The sequence below is a fragment of the Phytohabitans maris genome (genome assembly GCF_031085175.1).
Taxonomy (GTDB): domain Bacteria; phylum Actinomycetota; class Actinomycetes; order Mycobacteriales; family Micromonosporaceae; genus Phytohabitans; species Phytohabitans maris.
The window spans coordinates 208,639-223,223 of record NZ_JAVHUY010000012.1 but is presented as its reverse complement, the minus strand read 5'-3'; the positions used below and the strand labels follow the sequence as shown (position 1 = coordinate 223,223).

Sequence of the window (14,585 nt, the reverse complement as noted above, 5' to 3'; positions counted from 1 at the left end):
GACTCTGCTGGCGAATTGGTGTTAGGCGGCGAGGTCGTATTGGAGTTGGGCGAAGCGGCTGTGGCGGGTTGGGTGGAGTGGGTGGCCGGTGATCCAGGCGTCGGCGCGGGCGATGTTGATGGCGGTGGCGGTGAGGAGGCTGTTTAGGTGGGTTTTGGGTTGTCCGGTGTAGCGGGTTCGGCGTAGTCGGTAGGCGCGGACGGCTTGGGAGATGGTGCCTTCGACGCCGGCGCGGGTGGCGTAGCGGCGCTGCCAGGTGGTGGTTTGTTGGTCGGTGCGGGCTTGGGTGAGGGCTTGTTGTTGTTCGCGGGGGGCGAGGCTGATGCTGCGCGCCCCTGAGGTGTTGCGGGTGCATTTGGGCCGGTCGGGGCAGGGCATGCAGTCGGTGCGGGAGAACAGCACGGTGGTCTTGCCGGGTTGGCTGGGGTGTTGTTTCCAGCTGATGCTGGTGGCGCCGGCTGGGCAGGTGGCCTGCTGCTGGTCCCAGTCGATGGTGAAGGTGGGCAGGGTGTGGCCGCCGTCGGTGTGGGCTTGCCAGGAGGCGTCGGGCAGGACCGGGCCGGTCAGGGTGATGCCGTGGTTACGGCGGGCGGTGATGAGTAGTTCGGCGTCGATGTAGCCGGCGTCGACCAGATGTTCGTCCGGGGTCAGGTCCCGGGCCGCCTGGGCTTGGTGGATCTGGTCGGTGACCTGCACGTCGCAGACGGTGGCGGCGGTGGTCAGCACGGCGGTGATCAGGTGCGGGTGGTCGTCGGTGCAGGTCTCGCAGAGGTGGACCTTGTAACCCTCCCAACCGTGCCCGCGTTTCATCCCGTACCGGGCGTCGGTGTCATACGCAGAGACGATCCTGTCGGCGGCGGGGGCTAACCCGTCCTCCTTCGGCTCACGCAGCCGCGCCCCGCGCTCGTCGCGGTAGAACTGCTGGATCCACACGGTCCGTAGGGTCTGCACGGCCGACAGTTCCGCCGCCCAGGCAGGCGCGTCCGGCCGGGACAACGCTCCGGCCAGCGTGTATCCATCCTCGGCGATGGTTTGTGTGAGGGTGACACGTTCGGTCTCGCTCTTGGGTAGCCGCCACTGGTCGATCCGGGGCCCGTACCGCTCATACCAATCGGTCGGCACCCAGCCCGCCAACCACGGCCCGGCCACCCCCGCGAGGGCCTCCAACGCCGCCCGCAGCGTCTCACCAACCAGTTCCAGGCGGTTCAACGACCGGACCGCGGCCAGCACATGCGTCGAGTCGCTGCGCTGACGACGGGCCCCGCCCAACATGCCCGCCTCGCGCAGGATGCCCAACACCCGATCGAAGATCAACCGTTCGGCGGCGTCCGCATCGACCAGCCGGGACCGGAACTCACTCAACACCGAGGCGTCGAACCCGGCATCGTCCAACTCCAGACCGAGCAGGTACTTCCAGTCGATCCGGCCCCGGACCATGTCAGCAGCCTGCCGATCGGTCAGGTTCTCCATGAACTGCAACACCGACACCAACGCCAGCCGCGCCGGCGACAGCCCGGGCCGACCCCGCACCGCGAACAACTCCCCAAACTCGCGATCATCAAAACGAACCCGCAGCTCATCACGCATCCGCAGGTACACATTCCCCCGCCGGAACGCAGCCCGAGCCAGCCGCGCGGTCTGCTCCGGAACCCCACGATCCTCACCAGGCCGCAGCGACACCACGCCACCATCCACAATCGACACCAGACCAGACCCGCAATCCTGGACCAGCACCAAGACCAGCACCCGCAGACACGCCACAAATTCGCCAGCAGAGTCCTATCGGGGCAGCCAGGTACCACGATCTGATTCGAAGACCCGATCGGCGGCGGCAAGGCAGGTTCGCGGTCGACCGGGGTCCGAGCGAACCGTGACCAGCGGTCGTGTCAGCGCGCTTACCCCGACCACGACGGCAGGACCGGGATTCGGAGCCACCCGGAGCCGCCGGTCGGCCCCGGATGGATCGTCTAGGGCAGGAGGTCGCTGTCGTGGGCGGCGTAGACGGCGGCGACCACGGCCGGGTCGGGTGCGCCGCCGGGCGGGATGGCAGCGCCGACGTCGGCCATGAACGCGAGGCCGGCCGGCCCGGGTGACCACACGCCGAGCACCTGGGCCGGCTCGTCGCTCGGGTTGGCGAACGTGTGACGCACGCCACGCGGCGCCAGGCAGAACGAGCCGGCCGGCGCCTCGATCGGGTCGTCGGTGCCGTAGGTCACCAGGAGGGTGCCGCTGAGCACGTGGATGCCCTCGTCGAAGCCGTGGTGCCGGTGCGGCACCGGCCCGGCGAAGCGCGGCGGCACGGTCATCTCCACGACCGCGAAGCCCTGCGCCTCGGCGAGCACCCGCATCGGCTGTCCCGCGTACGCGAGGGTGCGCCCTTCGCCGGGCCGCACCACCACGCCGTGCACGCTCATGAACCCACCGCCCCGTGCCGCGGCCGGTGCGTGCTCACGAAGGCCCAGACCCGTGTCGCTGCCGGCCCGCACATGCCCATGCGGTCCTGGTCTCGCGCCGGCGCCGGCTCGCTGGTCGGCCGGTGCGTGCTCATGAAAGGTCCGGTCCCGTGTCGACGCCGGCTTGCCTACTGGGCGAGCAGCGTGCCCAGGTGGCGCTCGACCACGGGGAGCACGTCGGCGACGGTGATCTGGCGGCCGAGCTCCGCGCTCAATGAACTCACGCCCGCGTCGCTGATGCCACACGGGACGATGCGGTCGAAGACGGACAGGTCGCAGTCGCAGTTGAGCGCGAAGCCGTGCTGGGTGACGCCCTGCGAGACGCGGATGCCGATCGCGCCGACCTTGCGGTCGGGGCCGCGGTCGTCGGCCGGCACCCAGGCTCCGCTGCGGCCCTCGATCCGCGTCGTGGCCAGGCCGAACTCGGCGCACACGTCGATGAGCAGCTGCTCGGTGCGGCGCACGTACGCCACGACGTCGATCGGGTCTGGCAGCCGGAGGATCGGGTAGCCGACCACCTGCCCCGGACCGTGCCAGGTGATCTTGCCGCCCCGGTCGACGTCGATGACCGGTGTGCCGTCCATCGGGCGGTCGAAGGGCTCGGTGCGCTTGCCGGCCGTGTAGACGCTGGGGTGCTCGAGCAGGAGCACGGTGTCGGGCTCCGTGCCGGCCACGACGGCCTCGTGCAGCCGCCGCTGCTCGTCCCACGCCGCCAGGTAGTCGATGCGGCCGAGAGTCCGGTGCCGCAGCCCGGTGAGTGCGCTAGTCACGCCACCAGCCTAAACCCGGGTAGGGGCCCGATCACCGCGTGTCGCTGCTCACGTCGCCGCTCAGGCGGCCTCCTGATCCAACTCCCAGTGGAAGCGGTATGCCTTGAGCTCGTCCGCCCGCCGCCGCAGGAGCGGTCGGGCCTCCCGTGGAGGTGTTTCGCACAGGAGTTCGGATCCGTGGGGGCGGTCAGACGCGCCAGAGCCACACGTCGTCGACCCGTTGCGGCGGGCCGAGCAGCTCGGTCGTCGCGCGCAGCAGGGCTTCCGGGTGCGCCGGAAACTTCGCTCCGTGCACCCGGTCGGCCAGCACCACGGCCTCCGCGCCCCAGTAGCGCAGGTCTTCGCGCGCGGCCGCCCGGTCCGCCTCGGTGATCGGCGGTACGACGCCGGTGCGGGCCACCTCGAAGAGCAGGTCGGCCGAGGGGCGGGGGACCGGTCCGATCCGGCCCTTGCCGTCCGGGCCGCCGGGGCCGAGGAAGAAGCCGGCCGGGATGCGAAACTCGCCCTGCCCGTGCGCCAGCGCGTACGTCTGCCAGCGTTGCCCGTCCGGCAGCACGTCGGAGGTGGGCGGGACCGGGGCCAGGACACCGCCGTCGTGGACGTACTCGCGCCAGGTGCCGGCGGTGATGAAGCGCGGGATCGGCTCGTACTCGGAGGTGTGCAGCGGCACCGGCACGAGCGGCAACAGCGCGACGGCGAACGCGCCCCACCAGGCCGGCGCCGGGCGCCGGCCCAAGGCGGCCAGGGCGTACGCGAGCAGCACGCCGAGCAGCGGGGTCAGCACGAGCGCGAGCCGGGCCGGCAGCGCGGCGTTGAAGATCGGCAGGCCGCCGAGCATGCCGTACGGCAGGGGGATGCCGGTCAGCCGCTCGTCGACCTTGAGCTCCGGCCCCAGCGACAGCACGAAGAACACGCCGGCCGTGACCGCGAGCGCCCGCAGCACCGCCCGGCGGCCGGCGTCCGCGCGGCGCCACAGCAGCACGAAGCAGGCGACCGTGAGCGCGAGCAGCGGGAGGCCGAAGAACGAGTTCTCCTCGGTGGGGTTGGGCGCGAGACCCGTCTCCAGCCCGGCCGCCCCGGCCAGCGAGCGCTCCGGAAACGCGGCGAACGCGGCCAGGTCCTCGTTGTGCACGTTCGGGTCGAAGCCGGTGCCGTGGAAGCGCTGCGGGCCGAGGAAGTGCAGCCACAACGGGTACGAGAGCAGCACGAGCGCCACGCCGCCGGTGAGCGCCAGCCCGCGCACGAACGACGGCAGCGCGGCGCGGGCCTCGGCACGCTGGGCGAACGCCCACACGCCGAGGAACACCGCGCACGCCAGCGCGGTGAAGAAGAGCCCCTCGGCCGCGATGGAGAACGCGACCGCCACGAGTACGCCGAGGATCAGCCCGTTGCGCCGCCAGCGGCCCGGCTCGCGCAGCGCGAACACCCGCCACACCAGCAGCGGTACCAGCCAGCCGGCGGTCCAGTTGAGGTGGGCGTTGGCGTGCGAGACCATGCCGGGCGCGAAGCCGCAGAAGAGGCCGCCGACCGCCGAGGCGAGCACCGGCAGGCGGAAGACGCGGGAGAGCAGCAGGTACCAGGCGAACGCCGTCGCGGCCAGGTTGAGCGTGAGGATCACCACGAACGACCACTGCGGCCCGGCCAGCAGCGTGAGCGGGGCGAAGACGATCGCGTACACCGTGATCGAGGTGTTGACCGCGAGGTTCACCCCGTCGGGGACGTTCATCAGGTGGGTGAAGAGCGGGTTTTCGGCGTGGGTGAGCGCGTGCGCGCCGTACGCCAGGAGCCACTCGAAGAGCGCCTGGTCACTGGAGTTGACCTTGATGGTGCGGTGGTCGGGGTCGGCCCAGAGGCCGGCGGTGACCAGCACGGCGAGCCCCAGCGCGAGCGCGGCGACGACGAGGTCTGGCCGGCGGCGCGAGGGGGCCGGCGGGTCGGCGGGCGCGGCCACGGGCTCGGTCAGGGTCACGGCCCGCCACCTTATCAATCCGGGACGACACGCCCGAAAGTGCTTGCGCTGCTATTGGAAATGACATCCAATACGACCAACAGAAAGAGAGCCCAAGGAGCCCCGTACCGTGAAAATCGCCCTTGTCGGAAAGGGCGGCAGTGGCAAGACCACGCTGGCCGCCCTCTTCGCCCGCCATCTGGCCGGCGGCGGCGCGCCGCTGCTCGCCATCGACGCGGATATCAACCAACACCTCGCCGCCGCGCTCGGTGCCGCCGAGGACGAGGCGGTGCTGCTGCCCGCGCTCGGCGACCACCTGACCGAGATCAAGGAGTACCTGCGCGGGAGCAACCCCCGGATCTCGTCGGCCGCGGCCATGGTCAAGACCACGCCGCCCGGGCCCGGCTCGCGGTTGCTGTCGATCACCGGGGCCAACCCGATCTACGACGCGCTGGTCCGCGAGGTGGGTGGCATCCGGCTCGCGGTGACCGGGCCGTTCGCGACGGAGGACCTGGGCGTCGCCTGCTACCACTCCAAGGTCGGCGCGGTCGAGCTGCTGCTCAACCACCTGGTCGACGGCCCGGGGGAGTACGTCGTGGTGGACATGACGGCCGGCGCCGACTCGTTCGCCTCCGGGCTCTTCACCCGCTTCGACGCCACGTTCCTGGTGTGCGAGCCGACGCTGCGCAGCGTGGGCGTCTACCGGCAGTACGTGGGCTACGCGCGGGACTTCGGCGTTCGGGTCCACGTGGTGGGCAACAAGGTCGACGACGAGTCCGATGTGGACTTCCTGCGCGAGCACGTCGGCGGCGACCTGCTGACCTGGGTGGGGCGCTCGGCGTACATGAAGGCGGCGGAGCGGGGCCGGCCGCGACCGCTCTCCGCCCTGGAGAGCGCTAACCGTGACGCTCTGGACACGATGCGTAAAGCCGTCGATGCTTGTCGGAAGGAGTGGGCCACCTACACCCGGCAGGCGGTGGAGTTTCACCTGCGCAACGCGACCGCCTGGGCCAACGACAAGGTGGGCGAGGACCTCGCCGACCAGGTCGATCCGGACTTCGTGCTCGGGCCAGAAACGCTGGTCCACTGAGCTCCGGCGGCGCCGCCCACCCATGTGGGCGACACCGCCAAGGACAGTCGCGGCGTCCGCCCGTGAAAAGGACGCGACGCCGCCCGCAAAGCGGGCGTCCCCCGCTCAGGACAGTTGCGGCGGTGCCGCCCGCGAAGCGGGCGTCCCGCCCAGGACAGTAAGGAGAAAGAATGTCCCTCGACGTACCCGCCGCCCTGCTGGAGCGCGCCGAGAGCGGCCAGGTCGACGACGCCGAGTTCGTCGCGTGCGTGCGCGAGTCGCTGCCGTACGCGTGGGCGGTCGTCTCCGACGTCGCCGCCCGCTCGGCCGAGACGACCGCCGAGTTTGCCGACCACGCCGTCCCGCCGCCGAGCGAAAAGGAGCGTGGCCAGCTGCTGCGGGCGCTCGCCAGCGACGCGATCCGGGGCGGTCTGGAGCGGCACTTCGGCGTGAAGCTGGCGTTCCAGAACTGCCACCGGGTGGCCGCGTTCAAGCTGTCCGCGGTCGGCGGCGAGACGTACCAGGACTTCATCTCGCCGGTGGCCCAGATCCGCAACCAGTCGCCTGAACTCCGCGACTGCTAGCGCACCTACAGTGTGATCGCCGATTTATTTTTGCTCAGCGCGCATGGCACCGCGGCGACCGTGGAGTACGCGGTCGCCGCGGAGGCCGCCGGGTTCGCCGGGGTCTGGCTCGCCGAGCACCACTTCATCGAGTACGGGCGCTGCCCCTCCGCCACCGCGCTGGCCGGCGTGATCCTGGGCCGCACCGGCCGGCTCACCGTGGGCACCGCCGCGTGCGTGCTCTCCAACCGGCACCCGGTCGCGCTCGGCGAGGAGGCGGTGCTGCTGGACGAGGCGTCCGGCGGGCGCTTCAAGCTCGGCGTGGGGCGCGGCGGCCCCTGGGTCGACCTGGAGGTCTTCGGCACCGGGCTGGACCGCTACGAGCGGGGCTTCGCCGAGTCGCTCGACCTGCTGCTCGACTGGGTCTCCGGCCGCCCGACCGTGGGCGCCGCCGGGCGGCACTTCGGGTTTCGCGAGGTGGCCGTGGTGCCCCGGCCGCCCCGGCCGCTGCCGGTGTGGGTCGCCGCCACCTCACCGTCCACCGTAGACCTCGCGGCCGCGCGCGGGCTGCCGCTGCTGCTCGGCGTGCACGACGACCCGGTCCCGCTGCTCGACCGGTACGGGCCGTCCGATGTGGAGCACGCGGTCGCGCGGCTGGTGGCGCTGGGGGAGAGCCGGCCCGCCGCGGAGGTCCGGCTCCGCCGCACGTTGCGGCCGTGGCTGGCCACCACCCGCGGGTACGTGCGGCTCGACGGCGGGCCACCCCGCGACACCGACGGGTACGCCGAGCACCTGATCCGGACCAGCCCGATCGGCCCGCCGGCGGAGGTCGCCGAAGGGCTGCTGGCCACCGGCGCGTCCCGGGTGCTGCTGATGGTGGAGGCGGCCGGCGACCGCACGGCCACGCTGGAGCTGATCGCGGCACTGGGCGTGGAGGTGCTGCCCCTGCTGGCCGCTGGCCCACCAGGCGGCGCGGGGGTCAGCGGTCGTGCAACGCCGCCTCGAGCGCCTCTCGTACGCCCGGCTGCCGGAACGTGAAGCCGGCCTCCAGCAGTACGCCCGGCCGGGCCCGGACGCTCGCCAGCGCCTCGGTGCTCAGACCGCCGAGCGCCACCCGCAGCGCGAACGCCGGGATCGGCATCACCACCGGCCGGTGCAGCGCCGCCCCGAACTCCTTGGTGAACTCGGCGTTGCGCACGGACCGCGGGGAGACCAGGTTGACCGGGCCGGCGATGTCGGCGTGCTCCAGCAGGAACGTCACGCCCCGCAGCCAGTCGACCATCGAGACCCACGGCATCCACTGCCGGCCGTTGCCCAGCTTGCCGCCGACCCCCAGTCGAAACGGGAGCATCTGCGGCTTGAGGTAGCCGCCGTCGCGGTGCAGGGGAGTGCCGCTGCGCAGCCGCACGACCCGCACCCCCGCCTCCTCGGCCGGGGCGGTGGCCGCCTCCCAGACCTTGCAGAGGTCGGCGAGGAAGCCGGTGCCGGGCGGGGACTGCTCGTCGACGGTGTGCTCGCCGGTGTCGCCGTACCAGTTGATGCCACCGACGTTGACCAGCGTGCCGGGACGTTCACCGGCGGGGAGCGCGGCCAGCGCGCGGGCGAGCGTGCCGGTGGTGTCGACCCGGCTGGAGGTCAGCACCTGCTTGTAGTGCTCGGTCCAGCGACGGTCGCCGATGTTGGCGCCGGAGAGGTTGACCACGGCGTCGTGCGGCGCGAGCGCGGCCGGGTCGAGCGTGCCGGCCGCCGGATCCCAGGGGATCTCGCCGGAGCCGGCGCCCGGCCGCCGCACGAGCCGCGTGACCTGGTGGCCGTTTTCGGTGAGCCACCGGGTCAGGCGTCCCCCGAGGAAGCCGGACGCCCCCGAGATCACGACCCGCATGGGCGGATCAGGCGAGACCCAGGTCGGGCTCGAAGTGGCCGGCCTCCAGGCGCTCCTTCACCGCGCTCAGGAAGCGGGCGGCGTCGGCGCCGTCGATGATCCGGTGGTCGTACGACAGCGCGAGGTAGCACATCGAGCGGGGCGTGATGACCTCGCCGAGGTCGGGGTCGTCGACCACGACCGCCCGTTTGACCACCGCGCCGGTGCCGAGGATCGCGGACTGCGGCTTCGGCACGATCGGGGTGTCGAAGAGCGCGCCACGGCTGCCGGTGTTGGTGATCGTGAAGGTGGCGCCGGAGATCTCGTCCGGGCTGATCTTGTTGGTGCGGGTGCGCTCGGCCAGGTCGGCGATGCGCCGGGCCAGGCCGGCGAGGTTGAGGTCGCCGGCGTCCCGGATCACCGGCACGAGCAGGCCACGCTCGGTGTCGACCGCGATGCCCAGGTGCTCGCCCTCCGGGTAGGTGACCGTGCCGCCGTCGAGGTCGATCGAGGCGTTGACGATCGGGTACCGCCGGAGCGCCTCGACCGCCGCCACCGCGAAGAACGGCAGGAACGAGAGCTTGACGCCGTGCTGCTGCTGGAACGTCCCCTTGGCCTGCTGCCGCAGCCGGGCGATCCTGGTGACGTCGACCTCGACCACGGTGGTGAGCTGCGCCGAGGACTGGAGCGACTCGTACATCCGCTTGGCGATGGAGATGCGGGTGCGGGTCAGCTTTTCGGTGCGGCCACGCAGCGGGCTCGGCTCGGCCTTGGCCGGCGCGGGAGCGGGCGCGGCCTGCGCCGCCGGCTGGGCCGGAGCGGGTGCCGGTGCCGCGGCGGCCGCCTTCGCCTTCTCCGCCGCCTCCAGTACGTCCTGCTTGCGGATGCGGCCGCCGACGCCGGTGCCGTTGAGCGTGGCGAGGTCGACCTTGTGCTCGCTGGCGAGCTTGCGGACCAGCGGCGTCACGTACGCGGTGTCGCCACCGTTGGCCTGCGCGGTGCGGGCGCCCACGCCGCTCGGCTGCGGCTGGGCCTGCGGAGCCGGAGCGGGCGTCGGGGCCGGCGGGGCGGGCTGCGCCTGCGGCTGCGGGGCGGGCTTGGGCTGGGGGGTGGGCGTGGCTTCCGCCTTGACCGCCTCGACGGCGGGCGGCGGGGCGGACTCGGTCGCGTGGCCCTCGGCCGGGACCCCAGCCGAGCCGATCACGGCCAGGTCGGCGCCGACGTCGGCGGTCTCGTCCTGCTGGACCTTGATCTCCAGGAGCGTGCCGCCGGCGGGCGACGGGATCTCGGTGTCGACCTTGTCGGTGGAGACCTCCAGCAGCGGCTCGTCGAGGTCGACGTTTTCGCCGACCTGCTTGAGCCAGCGGGTCACCGTGCCCTCGGTGACGCTCTCGCCGAGCGCCGGCATCTTCACGACCGTGGTGCCGCCGCTCGCGCCGGGCTCGCCACCACCCTGCTGCTGGGCGGGCGTCTCGTCCTGGCCGGTGGGCTGCTGCGCCGGCGGGGCGGCCACGGCCTGCACGGGAGCCGGCTCCTGCCGGGAAGGCTGGGCGGGGGCCTCCTGCGGAGCGGGCGCGGCGGCCTCCGGCTGCTGCGTCTCCTGCGGGGTCTCGGTCGGCGCGGCACCCGAGCCCTCGTCGTCGCCGGAGATGACGGCAAGCTCGGCGCCGACCTCGGCGGTCTCGTCCTCGTGCACGACGATCCGGGTCAGCACGCCGGCGGCGGGCGACGGGATCTCGGTGTCGACCTTGTCGGTGGAGACCTCGAGCAACGGCTCGTCGACCTCGACGCGGTCGCCCTCCTGCTTCAGCCAGCGAGTGATGGTGCCCTCGGTGACGCTCTCGCCCAGGCGGGGCATGGGGACGGATACCGGCATCTTTCCAGACTCCTTCAAAGGCTCCGCGGGAAAACTCTAATCAGGCGTGTGCGTGCAGCGGCTTGCCCGCGAGCGCGAGGTGGGCCTCGCCGAGCGCCTCGTTTTGCGTCGGGTGTGCGTGCACGAGCTGGGCGACCTCGGCCGGGTAGGCCTCCCAGTTGTAGATGAGCTGCGCCTCGCCGATCAGCTCGCCGACCCGGGCGCCGACCATGTGCACCCCGACCACCGGGCCGTCCGCCACCCGGACCAGCTTGACGAAGCCCTGGGTGCGCAGGATCTGGCTCTTGCCGTTGCCGCCGAGGTTGTAGTTGTACGCCTGCACCTTGTCGGCGCCGTACTTCTCCTTGGCCTTCGCCTCGGTCAGGCCCATCGAGGCGACCTCGGGGTCCGAGTACGTGACCCGCGGGATGCCCGCCTCGTCGATGGGCGCCGGGTTTTTGCCCGCGATCTCCTCGGCCACGAAGATGCCCTGCTGGAAGCCGCGGTGCGCGAGCTGGAGGCCGGGCACGATGTCGCCGACCGCGAAGACGTTGGGAACGCTGGTGCGCAGCCGCTCGTCGGTCAGGACGAAGCCGCGCTCCATCGTGACGCCCTGCTCCTCGTAGCCGAGGCCGGCCGTCGTCGGGCCGCGGCCGACCGCGACCAGCAGGAGCTCGGCCTCGAGCGTCTCACCGCCGGCGATCGTCACCCGGACACCTCCCTCGGTCGACTCGACCTTTTCGAAGGGCTTGCCAGTCTTGAAGCCGATACCACGCTTGCGGAATGCCCGCTCGACGGCCTTCGAAGCCTCCTCGTCCTCGGCGGCGAGCAGCCGGGGGAGCGCCTCGACGATCGTGACGTCACTGCCGAGCGAACGCCACGCGCTGGCGAACTCGACGCCGATCACGCCGCCGCCCAGCACGATCGCCGAGGTGGGGACGCGGTCGAGGGTGAGCGCGTGCTCGCTGGAGATGACCCGCTGGCCGTCCAGGTCGAGGCCGGGGAGCGTCCGCGAGTACGACCCGGTGGCCAGCACGACGTGGCGACCGATGTAGCGGGTGCCGTCGACCTCCACCGTGTCCGGCGCGACGAGGCGGCCGGTGCCCTCCACGTACGTGATCTTGGCGGACTTGATCAGGCCCTGGAGCCCCTTGTAGAGCTTGGCGACGACGCCGTCCTTGTACGCGTTGACACCCGCCATGTCGATGCCGATGAGCTCGGCCTTGATGCCGAACGCGTCGGACTCCCGGGTCTGGTCGGCGACCTCGCCGGCGTGCAGGAGGGCCTTGGTGGGGATACAGCCGCGGTGCAGGCAGGTGCCGCCGACCTTGTCCTTTTCGATAAGAGCGACCGATAGGTCCAGTTGTGCGGCCCGCAGGGCTGTGGCATAACCGCCGCTGCCGCCTCCGAGAATCACTACGTCGAAGGTCTCGCCGCTCATATTCAACTCCCAGGTCGCATCGTTGCTACGCGGGTCTACGCTGTGAAATCCCCCGGCCATCTTGTCACTTGAGCGGGCATCACGCGCCACCGAGGTGCCCAACGACACGTCTCGGGCACCTGCGCGTTCGATCCGGCCGCGCTGGCCGGGCCGGACGCCGGTGGCCCGCGGGACGTACGCTTGCCGCATTCGTCGATCGGTGCGGAAGGAGAGAGCCGGTGGCCTGGTTTCGTCGGCGCAAGGATTCGGGCGGCGCGCCGGGTCATCGCGGGGCGAATCGTGCCGATCTGGAGCATCTTGAGGAGTTTGTCCGGTCCCGTCGTGGCGTCGAGGCGTTCATCGAGCCCCGCACCACGGTGACCGAGACGACCGTGCTCCTCATCGCCCACGACGGCGAGTGGACCCGGCGGCGCATCGACGGCCCCGAGGGCGCGCGGCGGTTTGCCCACCGCCTGGCGATCCCGATCTACGACGTCGCGCTGGTCGGATATCCGCAGCGCATGCGCGACTACAACGAGCGCCGCAAAAAGGCCGGCGGCACCGTCTGAGGCTTTCACAGCAGAGTCCTGCCCCGGTCCGTGCCCAGTCGCGGACCGCGTGCGCGGGGTCCAACCCGTGACCGCCCTCCGCGCGATGATCACCGCCCCGAGCACTCTTTCCCATGATCGGCACTCCGAGACCAGCCCTGGGCGCAGATCGTGGTACCTAACTGCCCCTGGACGGGCACCGATGTACCACGATCCGCGCGGAACCAGCCGCCCTCGACGCCGATCAAGGGGCGCTACGGAGCCAGCCCCGGCCCCCGACCACCCTCGCGGGCCGCGATCGGTGCCTTCGGTCGGGGATGGGTGAGATTGCCAAACGCGGAGGGCGAGGCTGCGGGAACGCACCCCAAGAAAACGCTCCGCTGCGCTCCACGTTTCCCCGGGGACCCCGCGCAACGGTCCGGACCACGGCGGACGCCGCGGTAGCTCGGGTCTGTTTGGGTTTGGCCTTCAGCCGGCCGCGGCGATGTCGTCGATGAGCGCGAGCAGCGTGCGGACCGGTACGCCGGTGCCGCCCTTGGCCCAGTAGCCGGTCGGCTCGCCCGAGTGGTAGCTCGGGCCGGCGATGTCGATGTGCGCCCACGGCACGTCGTCGGCCACGAACTCGCGCAGGAACACGCCGCCCTGCAGCATGTGCCCGGCCCGGTCCATGCCGGCGTTGACCTGGGAGATGTCGGCGACGTCGGAGTCCATGCCCTTGCGCACGTCTTCGGGCAGCGGCATCGGCCAGGCCGGCTCGCCCACCTGCTCGCCGGCCGCCTTCACCCGGTCGCAGAGCTCCAGCGTGCCCATCACCCCGGCCACCCGCTTACCCAGCGCCACCACCTGGCCGCCGGTCAGCGTCGACGTCTCGAAGAGGTAGTCGCACCCGTCTTCGCAGGCGCGGGCGATCGCGTCGCCGAGGATCATGCGCCCCTCGGCGTCGGTGTTGAGCACCTCGACCCGCTTGCCGTTGCGCATCGTCACCACGTCACCGGGGCGGTACGCGGTCGCGGAGGCCATGTTTTCCGCCATCGGCACGTACGCGGTGACCGCCACCGAGGGCCTGAGCGCGGCGACCGCCAGCATCGCGGCGGTGACCGCGGCCGCGCCGGCCATGTCGGACTTCATCTCCCACATGCCCTGTGCCGGCTTGATGGAGAAGCCGCCGGTGTCGAACGTGATGCCCTTGCCCACCAGCGCGACCCGCTTGTCGAAGGCCGGCGGGGTGTACGACAGCCGGACCAGCCGGGGCGGCGCGGACGAGCCCAGCCCGACGGCGAGGATGCCGCCGTACCCGCCCTCGCGCAGCGCCTCCTCGTCGAGCACCTCGACCTCGAGCCCGACCGCTCGGCCGGCGGCGGCCACCGCGTCGGCGAACTGGGGCGGGCGCAGCTCGTTCGGCGGGGTGTTGACCCAGTCGCGGGTCTGCGCGACCGCCCGCGTCACCACCGCGGCGCGGGTCACCTCCGCCCCCGCCGCCGCCTCGGCCGCGTCGGGCACGTGCACGACCACCGCGCTCACCGGCGCCCGGCGGCCCGGCTGCGGCTTCGTCTTGTACCCGGTGAAGCGGTAGGCCCCCAGCAGCGCGCCCTCGGCGACCGCCCGGAGTGCGGCGGGCGCGTCCTCGTCGTCGGGGAGCGGCAGGCTCAGCGCGACCGTGCCGGCGCCGGCGAGCGCGCGGACCGCGGCACCGCTGGCCCGCCGCAGCGTCTCCGGCGGCGGGGCGGCACCGGTCGGCTCCGGGCCGAGGCCGACCGCCGCCACGACCGGCGCGGTGATCGTGCCGAGCGTGGCCAGCTTGGTCACCTCACCGGGCGCGCCGGTGGCGCCGAGCAGCGCGAGCGTGCCGGTGAGCCGCCCGTCGAACGCCGCGACGATGCTCTCCGCACCGCTGGCCAGCAGGAGGCTGCCGCCCTCCGCGTCGGCCACGTCTCCGTTGACGCTGTGCACGCCGATGACGATGGCATCGACCGCCAGCTCTGCCGGATCGGTGTCGACCAGGCTCAGGGTCGGGATGGGGGAGGTCACTCGGCGGCTCCGGCGGGTCTCGACGCTGGCTGGTGTCCCGCCGATGCTAACCACACGGTGAACCTTGGGT

12 protein-coding genes are annotated in these 14,585 nt (G+C 72.2%); 4 read left to right on the top strand and 8 right to left on the bottom strand.

Features of this window, described 5'->3' with window-relative positions:
• Positions 1-21: 21 nt before the first annotated feature.
• From RB614_RS15365 to RB614_RS15350, 4 genes are all read right to left on the bottom strand, one after another.
• Positions 22-1,680 (bottom strand): IS1182 family transposase, encoded by a 1,659-nt coding sequence (locus RB614_RS15365; RefSeq protein WP_308713164.1) that lies wholly within the window; start codon positions 1,678-1,680, stop codon positions 22-24.
• 287 nt (positions 1,681-1,967) lie between these two features.
• On the bottom strand, positions 1,968-2,414 hold the full coding sequence (locus RB614_RS15360; RefSeq protein WP_308713163.1) for a cupin domain-containing protein: 447 nt from the start codon (positions 2,412-2,414) through the stop codon (positions 1,968-1,970).
• Between the two features lie 167 nt (positions 2,415-2,581).
• Entirely contained in the window at positions 2,582-3,223 is a 642-nt protein-coding gene (gene lipB, locus RB614_RS15355) for a lipoyl(octanoyl) transferase LipB (protein WP_308713162.1), read from the bottom strand.
• A gap of 187 nt (positions 3,224-3,410) precedes the next feature.
• Entirely contained in the window at positions 3,411-5,192 is a 1,782-nt protein-coding gene (locus RB614_RS15350; protein WP_308713161.1) for a DUF6311 domain-containing protein, read from the bottom strand.
• A gap of 109 nt (positions 5,193-5,301) precedes the next feature.
• On the opposite strand from RB614_RS15350, the gene RB614_RS15345 reads away from it, so the two are divergent.
• The 3 genes from RB614_RS15345 (at position 5,302) to RB614_RS15335 (ending at position 7,841) form a co-directional block, all read left to right on the top strand.
• Entirely contained in the window at positions 5,302-6,261 is a 960-nt protein-coding gene (locus RB614_RS15345) for an ATP-binding protein (RefSeq protein WP_308713160.1), read from the top strand.
• 170 nt (positions 6,262-6,431) lie between these two features.
• Complete coding sequence (locus tag RB614_RS15340; RefSeq protein ID WP_308713159.1) at positions 6,432-6,824, top strand: SCO5389 family protein; 393 nt, start codon at positions 6,432-6,434, stop codon at positions 6,822-6,824.
• 30 nt (positions 6,825-6,854) lie between these two features.
• Positions 6,855-7,841, top strand: coding sequence for an LLM class flavin-dependent oxidoreductase (locus tag RB614_RS15335; RefSeq protein WP_308713158.1), 987 nt, complete (start codon positions 6,855-6,857; stop codon positions 7,839-7,841).
• Here the strand turns inward: RB614_RS15335 and RB614_RS15330 are convergent.
• From RB614_RS15330 to lpdA, 3 genes are read right to left on the bottom strand one after another with little or no spacing between them, the layout of a single operon-like run.
• The gene (locus RB614_RS15330) at positions 7,783-8,685 is read right to left on the bottom strand and encodes a TIGR01777 family oxidoreductase (protein WP_308713157.1); all 903 of its coding nucleotides are present in this window, start codon (positions 8,683-8,685) and stop codon (positions 7,783-7,785) included. The two genes, RB614_RS15335 and RB614_RS15330, sit on opposite strands and share 59 nt — an antisense overlap.
• A gap of 7 nt (positions 8,686-8,692) precedes the next feature.
• Positions 8,693-10,540 (bottom strand): 2-oxoglutarate dehydrogenase, E2 component, dihydrolipoamide succinyltransferase, encoded by a 1,848-nt coding sequence (sucB, locus tag RB614_RS15325; protein WP_308713156.1) that lies wholly within the window; start codon positions 10,538-10,540, stop codon positions 8,693-8,695.
• Between the two features lie 40 nt (positions 10,541-10,580).
• Entirely contained in the window at positions 10,581-11,960 is a 1,380-nt protein-coding gene (gene lpdA / locus RB614_RS15320) for a dihydrolipoyl dehydrogenase (protein ID WP_308713155.1), read from the bottom strand.
• 218 nt (positions 11,961-12,178) lie between these two features.
• Here lpdA and RB614_RS15315 point away from each other — a divergent pair, with 218 nt between their 5' ends.
• Entirely contained in the window at positions 12,179-12,508 is a 330-nt protein-coding gene (locus tag RB614_RS15315) for a hypothetical protein (protein WP_308713154.1), read from the top strand.
• A 447-nt stretch (positions 12,509-12,955) separates the two neighbouring features.
• Here RB614_RS15315 and RB614_RS15310 read toward each other — a convergent pair whose 3' ends face one another.
• Complete coding sequence (locus RB614_RS15310; protein ID WP_308713153.1) at positions 12,956-14,515, bottom strand: leucyl aminopeptidase; 1,560 nt, start codon at positions 14,513-14,515, stop codon at positions 12,956-12,958.
• Positions 14,516-14,585: the final 70 nt, after the last annotated feature.